The 15,627-nt window shown below is 62.5% G+C and carries 8 protein-coding genes; 2 read left to right on the top strand and 6 right to left on the bottom strand.

Going from position 1 to position 15,627, the window contains the following annotated elements:
* The first annotated feature begins 128 nt into the window (after positions 1-128).
* A complete protein-coding gene (locus C4S68_RS16240) occupies positions 129-1,901 on the top strand; it encodes a S1 RNA-binding domain-containing protein (protein ID WP_103934168.1) in 1,773 nt (590 codons plus the stop codon).
* Between the two features lie 395 nt (positions 1,902-2,296).
* Here C4S68_RS16240 and C4S68_RS16235 read toward each other — a convergent pair whose 3' ends face one another.
* The 6 genes from C4S68_RS16235 to C4S68_RS16210 form a co-directional block, all read right to left on the bottom strand.
* Positions 2,297-4,729: a serine/threonine protein kinase gene (locus C4S68_RS16235; protein ID WP_103934167.1), complete on the bottom strand. Its 2,433-nt coding sequence runs from the start codon at positions 4,727-4,729 to the stop codon at positions 2,297-2,299.
* Between the two features lie 41 nt (positions 4,730-4,770).
* Complete coding sequence (locus C4S68_RS16230) at positions 4,771-5,355, bottom strand: ECF-type sigma factor (RefSeq protein WP_160115193.1); 585 nt, start codon at positions 5,353-5,355, stop codon at positions 4,771-4,773.
* Between the two features lie 158 nt (positions 5,356-5,513).
* Positions 5,514-8,357 carry a M14 family metallopeptidase gene (locus C4S68_RS16225; protein ID WP_103934165.1) on the bottom strand — a complete coding sequence of 948 codons (2,844 nt, stop codon included), beginning with the start codon at positions 8,355-8,357 and terminating at the stop codon, positions 5,514-5,516.
* A gap of 534 nt (positions 8,358-8,891) precedes the next feature.
* Positions 8,892-12,107 carry a DNA polymerase III subunit alpha gene (locus C4S68_RS16220; RefSeq protein ID WP_103934164.1) on the bottom strand — a complete coding sequence of 1,072 codons (3,216 nt, stop codon included), beginning with the start codon at positions 12,105-12,107 and terminating at the stop codon, positions 8,892-8,894.
* A complete protein-coding gene (locus C4S68_RS16215) occupies positions 12,100-13,608 on the bottom strand; it encodes a Y-family DNA polymerase (RefSeq protein WP_103934163.1) in 1,509 nt (502 codons plus the stop codon). The genes C4S68_RS16220 and C4S68_RS16215 overlap by 8 nt, the downstream gene beginning before the upstream one ends.
* The gene (locus C4S68_RS16210) at positions 13,596-14,915 is read right to left on the bottom strand and encodes a P-loop NTPase family protein (protein WP_103934162.1); all 1,320 of its coding nucleotides are present in this window, start codon (positions 14,913-14,915) and stop codon (positions 13,596-13,598) included. The genes C4S68_RS16215 and C4S68_RS16210 overlap by 13 nt, the downstream gene beginning before the upstream one ends.
* A 357-nt stretch (positions 14,916-15,272) precedes the next feature.
* Between C4S68_RS16210 and C4S68_RS23645 the strand changes: the two genes are divergently transcribed.
* Positions 15,273-15,627 (top strand): transposase (locus C4S68_RS23645; protein WP_235011652.1); only part of this gene is annotated, 355 nt, incomplete at its 3' end.

The raw sequence follows: 15,627 nt of genomic DNA, 5'->3' as shown, positions 1-15,627 counted from the left end.
CTCGATTTGTCGCATCAAGCTCTCGGCCACTCGCAGGACCACGGGGGTTGAGGCCGCCACCCTGATATCCTGACCCAGAATTGAGAAAGATCAACGCGATCGCTTGATCTTTGAAGGGTTTCGCTTTCATGTCCGAATCAAACGAAGTCACCACCCCAGAGTCCATCGTCGACCCCGCAGCTTCCACCACGCTGCCCGAACAGACCCAGCCTGTCCTCGCCGAACCCGAAGAGCCCGAAGAAGCTTTCGCCGATATATTCTCCGCCTACCAGAAGACCAGCAACCGGCGACTGGGCGAAGAAGGCCGGCAGATCCAGGGCACTGTTGTTACCGTCGACGCCGAGTCCGTCTTCGTCGATATCGGCTTCAAATCCGAGGGCATTCTCGCTCTCACGGCGTTCCCCAAGGCCACGGAAGCCCCAAAGCCCGGCGATTCCCTGATCGTCTCCGTCAAGGGCCGCGATCCTGACGGCTACTACCAGCTATCACTCTTCCGCGCGCCGAAGGTCACGGACTGGAGCGGGCTGCAGAAGGCCTTCACCGACGGCACCAACATCACCGGTACCGTTACTGCCGTCGTCAAGGGCGGCCTGACGGTCGATGTGGGCGTGCGCGCCTTCATCCCCGCCTCCCGCACCGGCACGCGCGACGCGGCGGAGATGGAGAAGCTCGTCGGGCAGGAGATCCTCGCGAAGATCACCAAGCTCGATGTTGCCGCGGAAGACGTCGTGCTCGACCGCCGCGTGGTCACCGAAGCTGAAGCTGCCATCCTGAAGGGCCAGCGCTTCAATGAGCTTCAAGAAGGCGCCATCGTCAGCGGCACGGTTCGCTCCCTCACCGACTTCGGCGCCTTCATCGATCTCGGCGGCATCGACGGCCTGCTGCACATCAGCGACATCTCCTGGACCCGCGTCAACAGCCCCGCAGACATCCTCGAAGTCGGCCAGACGCTCGATCTGCAGGTGCTCAAGGTCGACGCAACGGGCAACCGCCTTTCGCTCGGCCTCAAGCAGCTTCAGCCGCATCCGTGGGACAACGTGGCTGCGACCTTCACCGTCGGAGGCCGCGTGCGTGGCACCGTCACCCGCATCGCGGACTTTGGCGCGTTCGTCGAGATCGCTCCCGGCGTGGAAGGCCTCATTCATCTCTCCGAGATGTCCTGGTCCAAGCGCATTCACAAAGCGACCGAGGTGGCGAACGTCGGTGATGTGATCGAAGCGGTCATCCTTTCGATCTCTCCCGAAGACCGCCGCATCTCGCTCGGCCTGAAGCAGACTCTCGGCGACCCCTGGGTTGAAGCGGCGCAGCGCATGACGGCCGGCTCGGTAGTCGAAGGCCCCGTCGCCACCATGACTCCGTTCGGTGCCTTCATCACCGTCGCGGAAGGCGTTCAGGGGCTGGTTCACATCAGCGAGATCACCGCAGATCGCCGTCTCAACCACCCCTCCGACGTTCTCCGCGTCGGCGAGATCGTCAAAGCGCAGGTTCTCGAGATCGACCAGGCGGGACGCAAACTTCGTCTCAGCATCAAGGGGCTCGTTCCTACCGGCCTCGACGAGTTCGTCGCCGAACATTCGGTGGGCGACACCGTCACCGGCCGCGTCGTCTCGGTCGAAAACGGCGTGGCGCGCGTCGAACTCGGCGAAGGTATCCTCGTGACTTGCACGCTGCCCGCCGCTGCTCCTGCTGCGGCACCAGCTCCAGTCACCACCGGAGCCGTCGACCTCTCGGCCTTCAGCTCCATGCTCAATTCGAAGTGGAAGTCCGGCGGCTCCGGGTCGGCCACATCGTCGAGCAAGTCGACGGAAGATGTTCGCTCTGGCCAGGTGCGGAGCTTTACCATCAAGTCTCTCGATGCGGCCACCAAGCATTTGGAGATTGCACTCGCACCAGCGAAGTAGGCCCAACGCTTGGATCGAAGCGAAGGAGTAGTTAGACATCGTCACAGCAAAAGGCCCGCACTCGCGGGCTTTTTGCTGCTCTCCTTTCAAGAAGGCATCCTCCGAGATAGCTCTCCATCCTAATCACTCTTCAAACGAAGCGCCTGTTCGCTTTGCCATCGCTTCTGATCCGCCAATTCTTCCAGCAGTACGCACCATGCACGCAAGACTCAACCTGTCGCGATCGCCACGTCAGAATCGAACAAAATGTTCGCCTGGTTCGTGATCGTCGTGGCGTTGGCCAGCCCGGCCTTCGGCATCAAGCTGAACGTCACCGAAGCCACGTGCCCCGGGCCCCCGGGGTGTGGTCGAGGTGATCGTGTGCGAACAGGATCCTTGCGCCTCACCCAAGGGAGCTACGGCGCTCCCTTATCGCCCAGCCGCGCCTCGAGCGCCAGCCGTTCCACATGCATCTTCTGCGCCTGCGCCTGGAACGCCGGTGAGTTCGCAGTCGCCGTCAGAACCGTGTCCGCCGTCCGTGCGTGCGCCAGCGCCTCTTCGTCCTTGCCCTCGGCGATCAGGATCTCCGCCAGCGTCTTCTCGCACGAGCCCACTGTGTGGCTCCCGGGAGGTGAGAACCGGTACACGTTCTCGATGAGCTCCCTCGCGGTTGTCTCGGCCTCCGCCAGCTCATGGTTCGCGAGCAACGCCGACGCCGTGTAGAACAGCGCATTCGAAAGGTCTGTTCCTCCGCTGCCCAACTTCTTCCAGCGCGGCAGGGCGTCCCGCATCACACGTACGGCGCCGGGCGCATCGCCCGAATGCAGCATCGCTCCCGCCAGAAAGTCCTCAATCACCAACGTCGAATTGTTGTCGGGTCCCGCGCAGGCGAGGGCTCCGTCATACGCCTTTCGGAACAGCGGAACACTCGCCGCAACATCACCGCGCGCCCCGGCAATGAATCCCAGGTCGCCGTACATCTTCGACTGGTCGCACGCCGCATACGGCTCGCGCAGGTAGATCGCCAGGTCGTCTCGGATCAGCCGATCCGCTTCATCCAGCTGTCCCCGGATCTCCAAATCGCTGGCCAGCGCATACTGCGCAGCACCCACGATCCTGTCCGATAGCTTCTTCCGTCGCGCCGTGTCCACAGCATCGCGCAGCAGTTGCAGACTGCGGTCTGAAGGAACTCCGCCATTCTCGCGGACTTCCGCGTAGCCCAGCTCCGCCCACACGCGCAGCGCCGGAATCGGGACCTTCCGCTCCGTCAGGTCCAGCGCCTCCTGCGAGATCGCCAGGGCCTGCTCCATGTGGCCGAGCCGCGCCTCCAGCGGGCCGTCAAAGGCATCCGCCTCCGCCTGCGATGAGGAATCTCCCGAGGCCTTCGCCTGGTCGCGCACCGAAAGCAACGTACGCTCCGCCGGAGCCAGCGCGCCATCATGGAGCATCGACTCACCCAGCGCCAGCTGCGCGTGCCGGAGGTCGTCCGGATCATGGATAAAGTCCGGAAGTATCTTCACGCCCAGCTCCAGGAACTCCGGAACCGTAGCCGCGGGCTTGCCTGTGTAATTGGAGTTAGCGATGCGGAACAGGTCATAGAGAAAGCTCTGCATCTGCTGCGCACGCTCGCCCTGAATCACCGCCTGGTGCTGACGCCACGCCGCGTAACCCAGCGTACCCGCCACCACCAGCATCACGGCGATCGTCGCCGCAAGCGCCTTCACGTTACGCCGCGCAAACTTGCTCAGCCGGTACGTTGTCGTCTGCGGACGAGCCAGCACCTCGCGCCCATCCAGGTAACGTCGCAGATCGTCCGCCAAGGCATCCACCGTCGCGTAACGTTGCCCGGGCAGGGACCGCAGACATCGCGCTGCAATCGTAGAGAGGTCTCCACGCAGCACCTGCCGCAGCCGCGTCGCGGTTGCTCCTCGCAAAGCCGCAGCGTCTTCGGTAATCCCATCTTCCAGCGGGGCAGGTTCTTCCTCGCGGAACACGCGCTCCATCAGCGCAATGATCGACGTATCCTCCACCGGGCGTCTTCCGCACAGCAGCGTGTAGAGCACCGCGCCCAGCGAATACACATCACAAGCCGTTGTCAGTGAATCATTCCGTAGCTGCTCCGGGCTCGCATACGCTGGCGTGGCCATCGCCGCTGTCGTCAGCAGGCTGTCCCCTGCAATCAGCCGCGAGGTGCCAAAGTCCAGCAGCTTCACGCTGCCCTCACGAGTCACCAGGATGTTCGAGGGCTTGATGTCGAGGTGGAGGATCAGGTTCCGGTGTGCGTAGCTCACCGCGTCGCACACCTGCGCCAGCAACCCGATGCGTTCCCGCACGCCGAGCCTCTGCGCATCGCAGTAGCGATCGATATGCTCACCCGCGACATACTCCATCGCCAGGTAGGGCGCGCCCTCCGGGCTGATACCGCTCTCGATCAGCCGCGCAATGTGCGGATGATCCAGCTCCGCCAGGTTGTGCTGCTCGCGTTCGAATCGACGCACGAAGTCTGGCCCAGCCGCATGCGGAGCCATCAGCTTTACCGCGACGCGACGAGGCTCCCCCTGCCCCACGCGATCCGCAAGATACACCGCGCCCATTCCGCCCGCACCGAGCAGCTGTACAAGCCGGAAACCTCCGACCCTCTGTCCCACATGCGTCGCCGCGGCCACGCCTGCCGCATCCATCTCAGGCAGCTCGGCGCCCTCCAGCATCGTCGCCAGCCGCCGCCGAGTTGCACCCCCGACGCCCCGCACATTCAGAAGCTGCTCGCGCTCTTCAGAAGGCAGGTCCACCATCAGATCGAAGAGTTCCTGAATCTCGTGGAATTCGCGAACGTCATCCATCTCAGCCATGTTTGTCTACAGAAGATCGCGCGTTGCGCGCGAAGAATGGGTCAGGCACCTTGAGGCCGTAGCCGTTCATACAGCCATCCGCGCAAAAATCGCAGCGCACGATCCACCGTGGACTTCGAGATCCCAGTCAATTCCGCAGTCTCCGTCGCCGTGCAGCCCAGGAAGAACCGTAGCTCGAGGATGCGCAACATCTTCGGATCCAGCGCCTCCAGCTCCATCAGCACCCGGTCCACGTCCATCCAGCCGGCATCCCTCGCATCGACCCACGCCAGGTGCTCTTCCAGCTCAATCGCAATCCCGCCATCGCGCTTCAGCCGCCGCTGTTCGCGCGCACGGTCAATCAGGATCCGCCGCATCAGCTTTGCGCATAAGCCATAAAAGTGTTGGCGATCTTCAAACTGTAGCTTCCGCTGCCGGATGAGCTTCAGAAACAGCTCATGCACCACGATGGTCGGTTGCAGCACCGTGTCCTTGCGTTCCCCTCGAAACAAAGCCGAAGCAATGTAGCGGAGATGCGGATAAACCCGCTCGAACAGCCGGTCGGCTGCGAGCGGCTCTCCTTGCGACCACGCCTGGAGCAGCAAGGTCACATCATCCGGGTCTTGTGCGGGAGCCGTAGATTCCATGAGAGGGGCCTGGGAAAGCACGAACCGTGACAAGGGAAGCAAGATGGGAAGTGTTACGTGGCAGTGTACATCCTGCCTCATCCGGCAAACCGGGTCAGACAGGTTGAATTCTCAGTGGCCTACTCTCGTGCCAGGCAAGGCTTCACGATTTCCCTGAATCAGGGCTTGGCTTCCTCCGCTGAGCTCAGCAGCAGACTATTGAAGAGCAGCTTGAACGTCGCCGCCGGCTGCGCGCGGAAGGTCACGTCCGTCCCCAGCAGCGTCACCCGCCCTGCCCCGATCTTCGAGGTCACGAACGGGCTTCCGCCATCGAGGTACTGCTGCCCCCAGGCCCATCCGCTCAGTTCCAGATCGGTGCCGCTGAACCAGCCGATCGCCGTCGTGTGGCTATGCTGCGCATCGGGAGCGAGGTTGAACACCGGGTTGTTGTCGTAGTAAAGAGCCACCTGCTTCGGCATCCCGTACGCAAGCGGCGAGGTGTTGTCGATGTTCAGCTTCAGCAGCGAACCGGGAATATAGAACTTCTCTCCCGGCAGATGATGCAGCTTGCCGTCCGCGCCCATCTCCGTCAGGTGGTCCGACACCGGCAGCCCCAGCGCGGCACCCAGCGCAGCGGAGGTCCCCTCCGCCACTACGGTTCCACCCGCGGCCACAAACTGATTCAGCATGGGAATCGTCTTGTCCGCGGTGATGAATCCCGTCGTCGCCTTGTAGGCGTCGGGTACATCCGCCGCGGCTGGCTCGCTGTGCACGATCCCCGTGCCCGAGATCGCATAGCCCACCGGCGGCATCGGGATGCTGGAGTAGCGACCATCCAGCCCATACACCGAGCTCGGGAACACAAGCACGTCGAACTGGTCCTTCAGGCTGCCCGCATCCAGTTGCTGCGGATAGACCACCTTGTATGGAAACTCGTAGTGCTCCAGCAGCCAGCGCGTCCAGCCCGCCGGAATCATCCCACCGTATACATCCACCAGCCCCACCCGCACCGGCTTGATCTTCAGCATCGCTCCGGCCGGCTTCTCCTCGAGGCCATGCGCCTCGATCCCCAGCTCATCCGCCGCCTTCTCGACAATCGCCTTCGCCGCATCCGACGCCGGCACCCAGATGGCGCCCGTCCCCAGTGACTTGCCTGCAACGTGCTCCTCCTGCTCCATCCAGGACAGCGGCAGTCCCGCCTTCAGCAGCCGGTTCTCGAGGATCGTCGAGTTGTTGCTCTGGTGGCTGATCAGGTAACCCGCCGGGCGCGCCACGGCCTCCACCTTCGCCGCGGGGAATGCCAGCAGATCCTTGACCGGAGTGAACGGGCCGGTGAAGCCATTCAGCACGCGGTCATACTGCACGCCCATCTGCATGGCGAGCGTCCAGCCCGTCATGTCATACGGTGGCTTCGGCGGGCCGCCGGGATACGCGAAGTCATTCGGATAGTTCTGCGGCTCGAAGAAGTCCAGGATCTCGGGCCGAAACGCCTGCGCGCTCAGCACCACGTACGATCCCTCCGGGTAGGTCTTGCCGTCCACGGTGAAGGCCGCCGTGGCCTTCTGCACTGTGACCCCGTTCTTGATCAGCGCGTTCAGGAACCGGATGGCCGTCGGGAAGTCCGGCTGGTCCGCGGAGAGGATGTACCCCCGCGGATCGCGCCGCGCCGGATCATGCAGCACCGTCGTGTAAAAGCTGCCGGGGATCGTCGTCGGATCACCCATGGCTCCGAGCGTTTCGGCCACCGAGGTCGCCTTCAGCTTCGGGTCCGCCTTGCGAGACGCCGCAACCGCGCGCTCGATCGCCTTCGGCGAGATCGTCCATGAGTCCTCGCTGCCGCGGGCGATCGAGCTCTTGCCCATGCGGTAGATGTCGTAGAGCAGCGTGTCGCGATTGCGCGATGCGTAGTCCAGCACCGCGCGGTTCAGCTGCAGATCGTAGTCAATCGACTGGCGGAAGTGCCACATGCCCGGCGGGATGGGCAGCGGCCAGTCGCCATTCGGCAGCTGCTTGCTTGGCGAAAACTCCACCGGGATCGGCGTGGGTGCGCCGATGATCTCCGTCAGCAGGCCAATCTGGTTGTGGAAGTAGGGCGCCGTGCGCAACCCTCCGTTCCACCACGTCGAGTAGTTCGCGCCCGCCCGCTGCGCGGAGCCGCCCATGCCCCGCTCCACCAGCCGTTGGTTCATCGCCGTGCCCACGGCCTCCACCTCCAGCGAGATCTGCGGATCGAAGACGTAGTTGAACGGATCGCGGAAGGGCGGCACGAACACGATCGCGCCCGTCGGCCCCAGCTGGTGGTGGTTGTAGACAATCTGCGGATACCACTGCCGGTAGAGCTGGTTCGCGATCGCCTCCGACTCGGGCAGGTTGTCCATGATGAAGTCGCGATTGTTATCGTGCCCGGCGTAGTGGTGGTACATCGTCGGCACGCCGATGAACGTGCGCTTCGAGGTGTCCGTCTGGCGCATGTACCAGTCCGCCATGATGTCCTGGCCGTCGGGGTTCACCAGCACGGCCAGCACAATGTCATCGTTAAGCAGCCGCAGCGCCTCGGGGTCGTTGCTCGAGAGCAGGTGATAGACCGTCTCGATCAGCTGCTGCGATCCCTCTGTCTCCGCTGCATGCAGACCACCGTCGATCCACACCACGGCCTTGCCTTCGGCCGCCAGCGCATGCGCCTGATCGTCGGTCAGCCCCTCCGCGAGCGAGAGCTTGCGCGAGATCTCCTTGTACCGGTCCAGGTGCTTCAGGTTCTCCGGCGACGAGATCGTGACCATGTACATGGTCCGGCCCTCGGCCGTCTTACCGATCTCCTCCAGCTTCATCCGGTTCGACTCGCCCGCCCACCTCTTCCAGAGCGTCACCAGCTGCGTGTAGTTCGCCAGCTGGTAATCATCGCCGATGTTGAAGCCGAGCACCTCCTTCGGCGACGAAACGTGACCCGCTCCATGGGTCTGCGCCTGAAGCGCCAGGGGGCAAAGACAAAGTCCAGCGAAGGCAACAAGGGTGCGACGAAGCATCACGGCGATACGCTCCTGCAAAAGGCTATTCGTGGGTCTCTGGGAAATGGTGGCTGTTGGCGTGACTATACCAGACCGTCCCGCGCTCGACCTACCGCGCACAGACAAGCTTCACGCTGACCTCATGGCAGCGTCGGCATGGGCGACGTCGCTCAGAATGCCACTTTCGGATGGCGGCGGAGTATTTCTCTCGATGGAGCTTGTTTGCTGAGCGTCCGAGTTGGCCGTGGCATATTGCGTGTACTGCTCGCCCTGGCGAGGGTCCGGCCACCTTTCAGCTATTATCCGCGTAGCGTAAACCGCAAGATACGGCCACGCAGACAACACTCAACATCGTCGAATTCCGGTTGCGGCTCCCAGGCTCCGCGACCCCAAAGCATGATAGGACCCGCCTCATGCAAGCCTTCCAACAGAAGATATGCTTTACGGCGATGATGATTGCCGAAACACCTAATGTTTTTCCTCAATGACCGTGAAGAAGGCATCCACAAAATAACTAACAACCATCCCACTCGCGAATTTTTCTCGCAAACCCTAATGAAAATCATGCGACTTCATATCAAGGGGCTCCGTTGTCATCAGCTCCAGATACTCGGCCTTCACATGGATGACGGTGTCCTGGTTCTGCAGCCGTCCATAGACCTTGAGAAATTTTCCGCGTGTAACAAGCATGCGTTGCTGCTCGTAGAGGTCTGGATGAATGACGACGTTGGCGATGCCGGTCTCATCTTCCATCGAAAGAAAGATGAAGCCCAGCGCGGTACCTGGCCGTTGACGTGCGATGACAGCACCTGCTGCAGTGACGTACTGTCCATCACGCATCTTCTGAAGCTCCTGCGCAGAGAACACGCCCATCCTGCGCAACTCGGCCCGGCGATACGCCATGGGATGAGGACCGGTAGTGAGGCTAGTGCCGGAGTAGTCACTCACTAGCCGTTCTCCTGTGCTCATTTGTCGCAGTGGCGGGTTGGCGCCTTCAGCATGAGCCGCGGCCTGGCGCAGCAGTTGCCCCACAGGGCGCGATGACTGCTCGATCTGCCAGATGGCATCGCGGCGATGCTCCACGCCTCCCAGTGAGTTAAGCGCGCCAATGCGTGCAAGCTGAGCGAGATCGCTGCGGTTGAGAGCAGGGACACGCAAAGCCAGATCATCCACGTTGCGAAACAACCCTCCGCACCGGCGCACCGCAACAAGCTGCTGAGCCACCGCGACCTTCAGACCTCGCACATAATTCAAACCCAATCGCAGCGACAGCGACCCATCGGCGTCATGCTCCACAATGCATATCTCTTGCGAAGTTTGCACATCGATGTAACGCACCTTGAGCCCATGTCGCTGTGCATCCTTCACCAGAACGGCAGAGGAGTAAAAGCCCATCGGCTGGTTGTTGAGCATCGCAGCAGTGAAGGCGGCGAGATACTTCACTTTGAAGTAGGCCGAGGCGTACGCGATGAGTGCGAAGCTTGCGGCGTGTGACTCGGGGAAGCCGTACAGTGCGAATGATTGGATGCCCTGCACGATGTGCTCCTGTGTCTCCGGAGCGATATTGTTCGCGGCCATGCCGTTGCGAAGCTTCATCATCAGCTCCTGCATACGCTTCCAGCTTCGCCGCATGCCGACAGCCTTGCGCAGCTCATCGGCCTCCGTGCCATTAAAGTTGCCGACGACCATCGCGATGCGTAACAACTGCTCCTGGAAAAGCGGTACGCCGAGCGTTCGCTTGAGAACGGGCTCCAGCTCCGGCACAGGATAGGTAATCGCCTCCTTCTTCTGCCTGCGCCGCATGTAGGGGTGCATCATCTTGCCTACGATCGGGCCCGGCCTGATGATTGCCACCTGCACGACGAGGTCATAGAACCTGCGTGGTGCATTGCGCGGGATCGATGCCATCTGTGCACGGCTCTCCACCTGGAACATGCCCACGGTATCCGCCCTGCACAGCGTGTCGTAGACCTCGGGATCATCCTGTGGAAGCTGCGCAAGATCGACACCAACACCATAGTGCTCGGGAATAAGCGTGAGGCAATCCTTCATCACAGCCATCATGCCAAGGCCGAGGAGGTCGATCTTCACCAGGCCGAGGTCGCCACAGTCTTCTTTATCCCACTGGACCACGCTGCGGCCGGGCATGGACGCACGCTCCAATGGCACCACCTTATTGAGGTGCCCCTGGCAGATGACCATACCACCGGAGTGCTGCCCGAGGTGGCGCGGCAGGTCTTGCAAGCGTTCGCACAGCTCCACATACTTCGCGATGCGCCAATGACTCACATCGAAGCCTGCATGCCCGAAGTTGTCGCCAATGGTCTCACCTTTCTTGCGCCACTCCCAGTGGCCGATCAGTCCCGTCAGCCGCGCCAGCGTCTCCGCATCGAAGCCCAGCGCTTTGCCGACCTCACGCGCCGCGCTCTTGCCGCGATAGCTGATGACGTTCGCGGTCATCGCCGCACCGAGCTGCCCGTAACGCTGGTAGACATACTGGATGGCCTGCTCACGCTTGTCGCCGGAGGGAAGGTCGAGGTCGACATCCGGCCACTCCTTGCGATTCTCGTTGAGGAAGCGCTCGAAGAGCAGATCCATGCCTACGGGGTCGATGGCGGTGATCTCCAGCGCATAGCAGACTACAGAGTTCGCTGCGCTGCCGCGGCCCTGAATGAGGATGTCGTGCGTCTTGCAGTAGCGCACGATATCCCACACGATGAGGAAGTAGCCGCAGAAGCCGAGCTTCTCGATCAATGCGAGCTCGTGCTCCGCTTGCCTCTGCGCCTTCGCCAATAGCTCAGGGTCGTTCTTCGGTCCATACCGCACGCTGATGCCTTCCGCAACTCGTTTGCGCAGGAAGACCTCCATGGGCTCGCCATTCGGTGTGTCGTAACTTGGAAACTCGTAGCCAAGGTTATTCAGCTCAAACTCAAGCCTTTGGGAAACATACACCGTGTTCTCAATCGCCTCGGGCAGATCGTGAAAGAGCCCACGCATCGTTCGTGCGGTACGGATATGACGCTGCGAGTTAGCCTGCAACAACCGGCCTGCCTCGTCGAGCGAGACATGGTGGCGGATAGAGGTGAAGACATCCAGCACCTCACGCTCTACCTGCGTGGCATACCGCACGCCGTTGGCGGCAAGTAGCGGCAGGCGCAGCGACTCCGCAATGCGAATCGCCGCCTGGTTGCGAGCCTCCTCTGCCCGCGAGCCATGACGTTGCAGCTCAACGTAGACGTTATGTACGCCGAAGATCTCCGTGAGCTGCGCCACACATCTGCGCCCTTCGACTTCCCCTCCGGCAGCAAGTGCAGCAGCCAGCGGTCCCTCCTCACCGCCAGTGAGGCAGAGCAATCCATCGCGAAACTCGCGCACATCCTCCAGCAGGGCCGCGCCTTCGCCCTTCGCCGGTTCCCGCATCTTGAAGCGCGTAATGAGTTGACAGAGGTTCTGGTAGCCAACGCGCGAGGTGCAGAGCAGAGGCAGTCGCACAGGCTCGGCTATGTGCTGATGCGGCAGTGCCTTCGGCAACGTCAGCCGCGAACCCAGGTCCGCCACGCTGATCTCCGCACCGACATGAGCACGCATTCCGTTCTCTTTCGCTGCGCTGTGCGCACGGGCTGAGCCATAGAGGCCGTTGCGATCGAGCACCGCGATGGATGGCATCTTCAACTCCATGGCCCTCCGCACAAGATCCTCCGGCTGCGAGGCGCCTTCAAGGAAGCTGAACGCGCTGGCTGCATGAAGCTCTATATAGCCCTCAGTCATAGAACGCCTCGATCTGCCAGAACTCCCGTAACAGATCATGCGCAAGCACGCAGAGCAGCACGCTCTCGCCGCACACCGCGCGCACATCCCACTCCTCCCGCGACCACACGCGTTCGCTCCACCACTCTCCGCTCTGCCGCCACGGGCCATAGGCTTCTGCGACCGTGTAATGCCTGCTCTCGAAAGCGAACGACTTCGGCCTGCGAGCAGGAGCGTCTAGCCACACGCGCAACCCCAACGGTGCACGCACGCGGCGAAGCGCTGTCGAAAGCTGCGGCCTTGATATATTCGAAGGCTTCGCGGGCGAAGCGAAGCGTTCCATGGTGAAGCTGTCCGGCCGATGCGTATCGGAAAGCCGCGGCGACCCCACGCGCCCTTCACCTACCATCGCCTCAATCTGCGCGAGCGTCACATCCAGCCGCGTCGGCTCTGGAAGCTGCGGGCTGAAGAGTCCCATCTGCACCTTGCCACGCTTGCCCGGCTCTGCGTGAAGCCACAAGCCCATCACCGCCGCCGAGGGTGGATGTGCTTGCAGGTCGAGGTTCATCAGCTTCAGCAGAACTGCACGATCAGCCAGCGGGAGCGCGGGCTTCAGCGTGCGCACGTGCTCCCCGCCACCATCGAGCGGCAGCGTGATCGTCACCGACGCGAGCGACAGCGCGTGCATCTTGGCACGCGCGATGAGTTGATCGAGCATGGGGCCAGCAACGAACAGCAGAGCTTCCAGCCGATCTTCCGGGGCATCGAACTCCACGAACTCCTCCAGCGTGAATGCCGCCTCCTCGGGCACCATAAGATGCGGCCATTCTCCGCGCGCCATCGAACGCAACCGCTTGCCCTCCTGCCCCAGCCGCGTAATCAGATCCGTCTCCGGCAGCGCTGCCAGCTCCGCAAGGGTGCGGATTCCCCATAGATCGAAGGTCTTTGCCTGCTCTTCCGTGAGCGGTAAGGCCACAACAGGAAGTCGACCAAGGTGCTCATGCTCACGATGATGGGCAAGGATGCATGGTCCGCGCAGAGCGTAGGGAGCGGCACATACCGCAGCATGGAAGTTGGCGCTGACCGCAAGATGACTCCTCAGCCCAAGAGAGCGCACGGCACGAGCAATCGATCGGGTCGAATCCTGCACACCTCCAAAGAGCAGCTCGGAACCTGCCATGTCGAACACGCACGTCAGGCTCGCCGGCGTATCTACGACCTGCACACGCGGAGTAAACACAGCGGCGATGCCCAGCATGGCGGACCGCGTTGCACGCTCCTCCACGATGGAACGTTGCAGCAGGACGAGTCCGGAAATCGCCTCCACCTGCGCACGCGTCATACCGTTCGTTACGGCAAGCTGCCGAGCCTTCCGTGTCGTGCTGCAAACCTCCTGCAACGGCGGCTCACCTTCGAGGATGACCACAGGCTCCAGCGCTTGCTCCGGCCGCACCCGCAGCCGTGCCTGCGCCGGGAACTCAGGCACATGCACGCACACGTATTGCGGCTCTACACGGCCCATGACGCGCGTCCTCTCCACATGCCTTTCGCTTCGCCAGGTTCCGCGCGCTGCGGTGCCTTGCGAAAGGCAACGAGGTTCGATTCATACTCCGCTTGCACGTGCTGGAAGCGCTGCCGCTCGATCTCCATGCGGAAGCGCATGCCAGTCAGCACCTTGCCCGCGGACTCCATCACGCCGGCCTCCATACGGACGACAAGCTCGGCGCTGGATCGCGCGCACGGGTGCTGTGTGAGCAATAGCAGGCTCGTGCGCGAGCGCTCGCACGCGGCACGGTACCGAAACCACGTCGCCAGCGGGATGCGCCAGCTCCTCTCTGCAGGCGTGTCTCCCAGGTCCAGCACGATGAGCCCAAAACCTCCGGCCTGCAACAACAGATCAGTGACTCGCAATGCATGATCGAGATCTGTCCACGACCTCTTGGGACGAGGAGCGGACGTTGCACCGGAAGTCTGGCGAACTGGATCTAAAGCTCGAGCTGCCTGGGCCGCAGCAGCCTGCATCACCGCCGCCTTCACCTGCGCTGTCTCCGGACTCTTGCGCGGATGCGGCTTCGGCTCCGCGCAACGCGGACCACCCTGCGCTGCCTCCATGGCCTGAATGTCGACTCGTCGGCCGGCATTGTCTCTGCCCGCCTGCACGCCACGGATAACCTTCTCGCGCCGTGGCGGCTGTCGGTCAGTGGGTACCTGTTCTTCGCGATCCAGCACCGGCGATAGCGGGCGGTTCGGCATTCCCGGTGTGCCAACCTTCTTCCGCTCGCGCCTCTCCTGATGATCGTTGAGGCCTCCATGAGCCTGCATCATCGCCTGGATGGCTTCAGGCATCCCCAGGCCCTCCGAACGCGGATGCGGACTACCCCCGCCTCGCAGCGGTGACGGGGGTTGCGTGGCATGCAGCATAGTGGAGCGCGAGGGCGCCATGGCCTCACCGCCCTTGTCCGCTGAAGGAGCGCCCGTGCATGCACAACGCACCCACAGCAGCCGCTCCAGATCCACGCCGTTCAGCGCCGCACTGGCGGGGTCGAACGCATCGGCGACATCTACCCACGCCGCAACGCGCGCCTCCTGCGCCATGGCCGCCGCGAACGCCAGTGCCATGGTCGTCCTGCCCGACCCCGTAATGCCCACAAACTCCGAAACCGCTCCAACAGGCAAGCCACCATCCAGCAGATGGTCGAGGATCTCTGAGCCTGACCCCATGCGCTCGCGGATCGTCCGCGGCCGAGGAGTGAGTGCGGAAGGCGCCTTGCGCGCCAGCGCAGACTCCACCTGCAGCCGGGTTTGGGTAGAAAGGGTCAGCGCGCACATTCGCCTTATCTTCGCCTATTGCGCTCATCCACTGTCAACCAGGCATGCATCGCAGCTGGTGCACCAGGCCGCATAAGCAATTGAAAATAAGTAATTAACGTTTTCTTTAGAGCTCCAAGGTCAGTAGCGACGTGCCACCTTCGAGGGCGCTAGCATCGTGGATGCCTCGGCCGAGGAGATACGAGAGACCCCGAGGCAGAGAAGTCTCTCGAGTTAGCGCGGCAAAGGATCTCTCTCTAGAGAGCTTTCCAAGTAAAAAGCCCGCTTTCGCGGGCTTTTCTTGGCTGTGACCTGCCCCCAGCAAACTCTGCCAGTTGGATCTGGAGTTCTCTCGTAATGGGAACGGGAGGACGGAGGATGAAGAAGAGTCGGTTTAGCGAAGAGCAGATCATCGGGATCTTGAAGCAGCACGAGGCGGGCGTGAAGACGGCGGAGTTGTGCCGGGAGCACGGGATCAGCGCGGCGACGTTCTATGCCTGGAAGCCGAAGTACGGTGGGATGGACGTAGCCGAGGCACAGCGGCTGAAGGGCCTGGAGGATGAGAACCGCGGGCTGAAGCTTGCCGGTCTAAGGGCGGAGGTGGCGTTCGTTCAGGCCGAGCACGGACTGAGCGAATGCCGGGCCTGCAAGCTGCTCCACCCCAGCGCCGAAGACCTGCCGCTGGGGACCCCGGGCTGGATGTGGACCGGTCGAGCTATGCGTACGAGCCTCA

This window comes from Bryocella elongata (assembly GCF_900108185.1).
Classification (GTDB): Bacteria; Acidobacteriota; Terriglobia; order Terriglobales; family Acidobacteriaceae; genus Granulicella; species Granulicella elongata.
The sequence above is the reverse complement of the archived record's forward strand: the minus strand, read 5'-3'. Positions and strand labels throughout refer to the sequence as shown.

Bases quoted from the DNA above. Each gene is read 5' to 3' on its own strand.
- C4S68_RS16240 (WP_103934168.1), top strand. From the start codon at position 129: ATGTCCGAATCAAACGAAGTCACCACCCCAGAGTCCATCGTCGACCCC.
- C4S68_RS16210 (WP_103934162.1), bottom strand. From the start codon at position 14,915: ATGTGCGCGCTGACCCTTTCTACCCAAACCCGGCTGCAGGTGGAGTCT.
- C4S68_RS16230 (WP_160115193.1), bottom strand. From the start codon at position 5,355: ATGGAATCTACGGCTCCCGCACAAGACCCGGATGATGTGACCTTGCTG.
- C4S68_RS16215 (WP_103934163.1), bottom strand. From the start codon at position 13,608: ATGGGCCGTGTAGAGCCGCAATACGTGTGCGTGCATGTGCCTGAGTTC.
- C4S68_RS16225 (WP_103934165.1), bottom strand. From the start codon at position 8,357: ATGCTTCGTCGCACCCTTGTTGCCTTCGCTGGACTTTGTCTTTGCCCC.
- C4S68_RS16220 (WP_103934164.1), bottom strand. From the start codon at position 12,107: ATGACTGAGGGCTATATAGAGCTTCATGCAGCCAGCGCGTTCAGCTTC.
- C4S68_RS16235 (WP_103934167.1), bottom strand. From the start codon at position 4,729: ATGGCTGAGATGGATGACGTTCGCGAATTCCACGAGATTCAGGAACTC.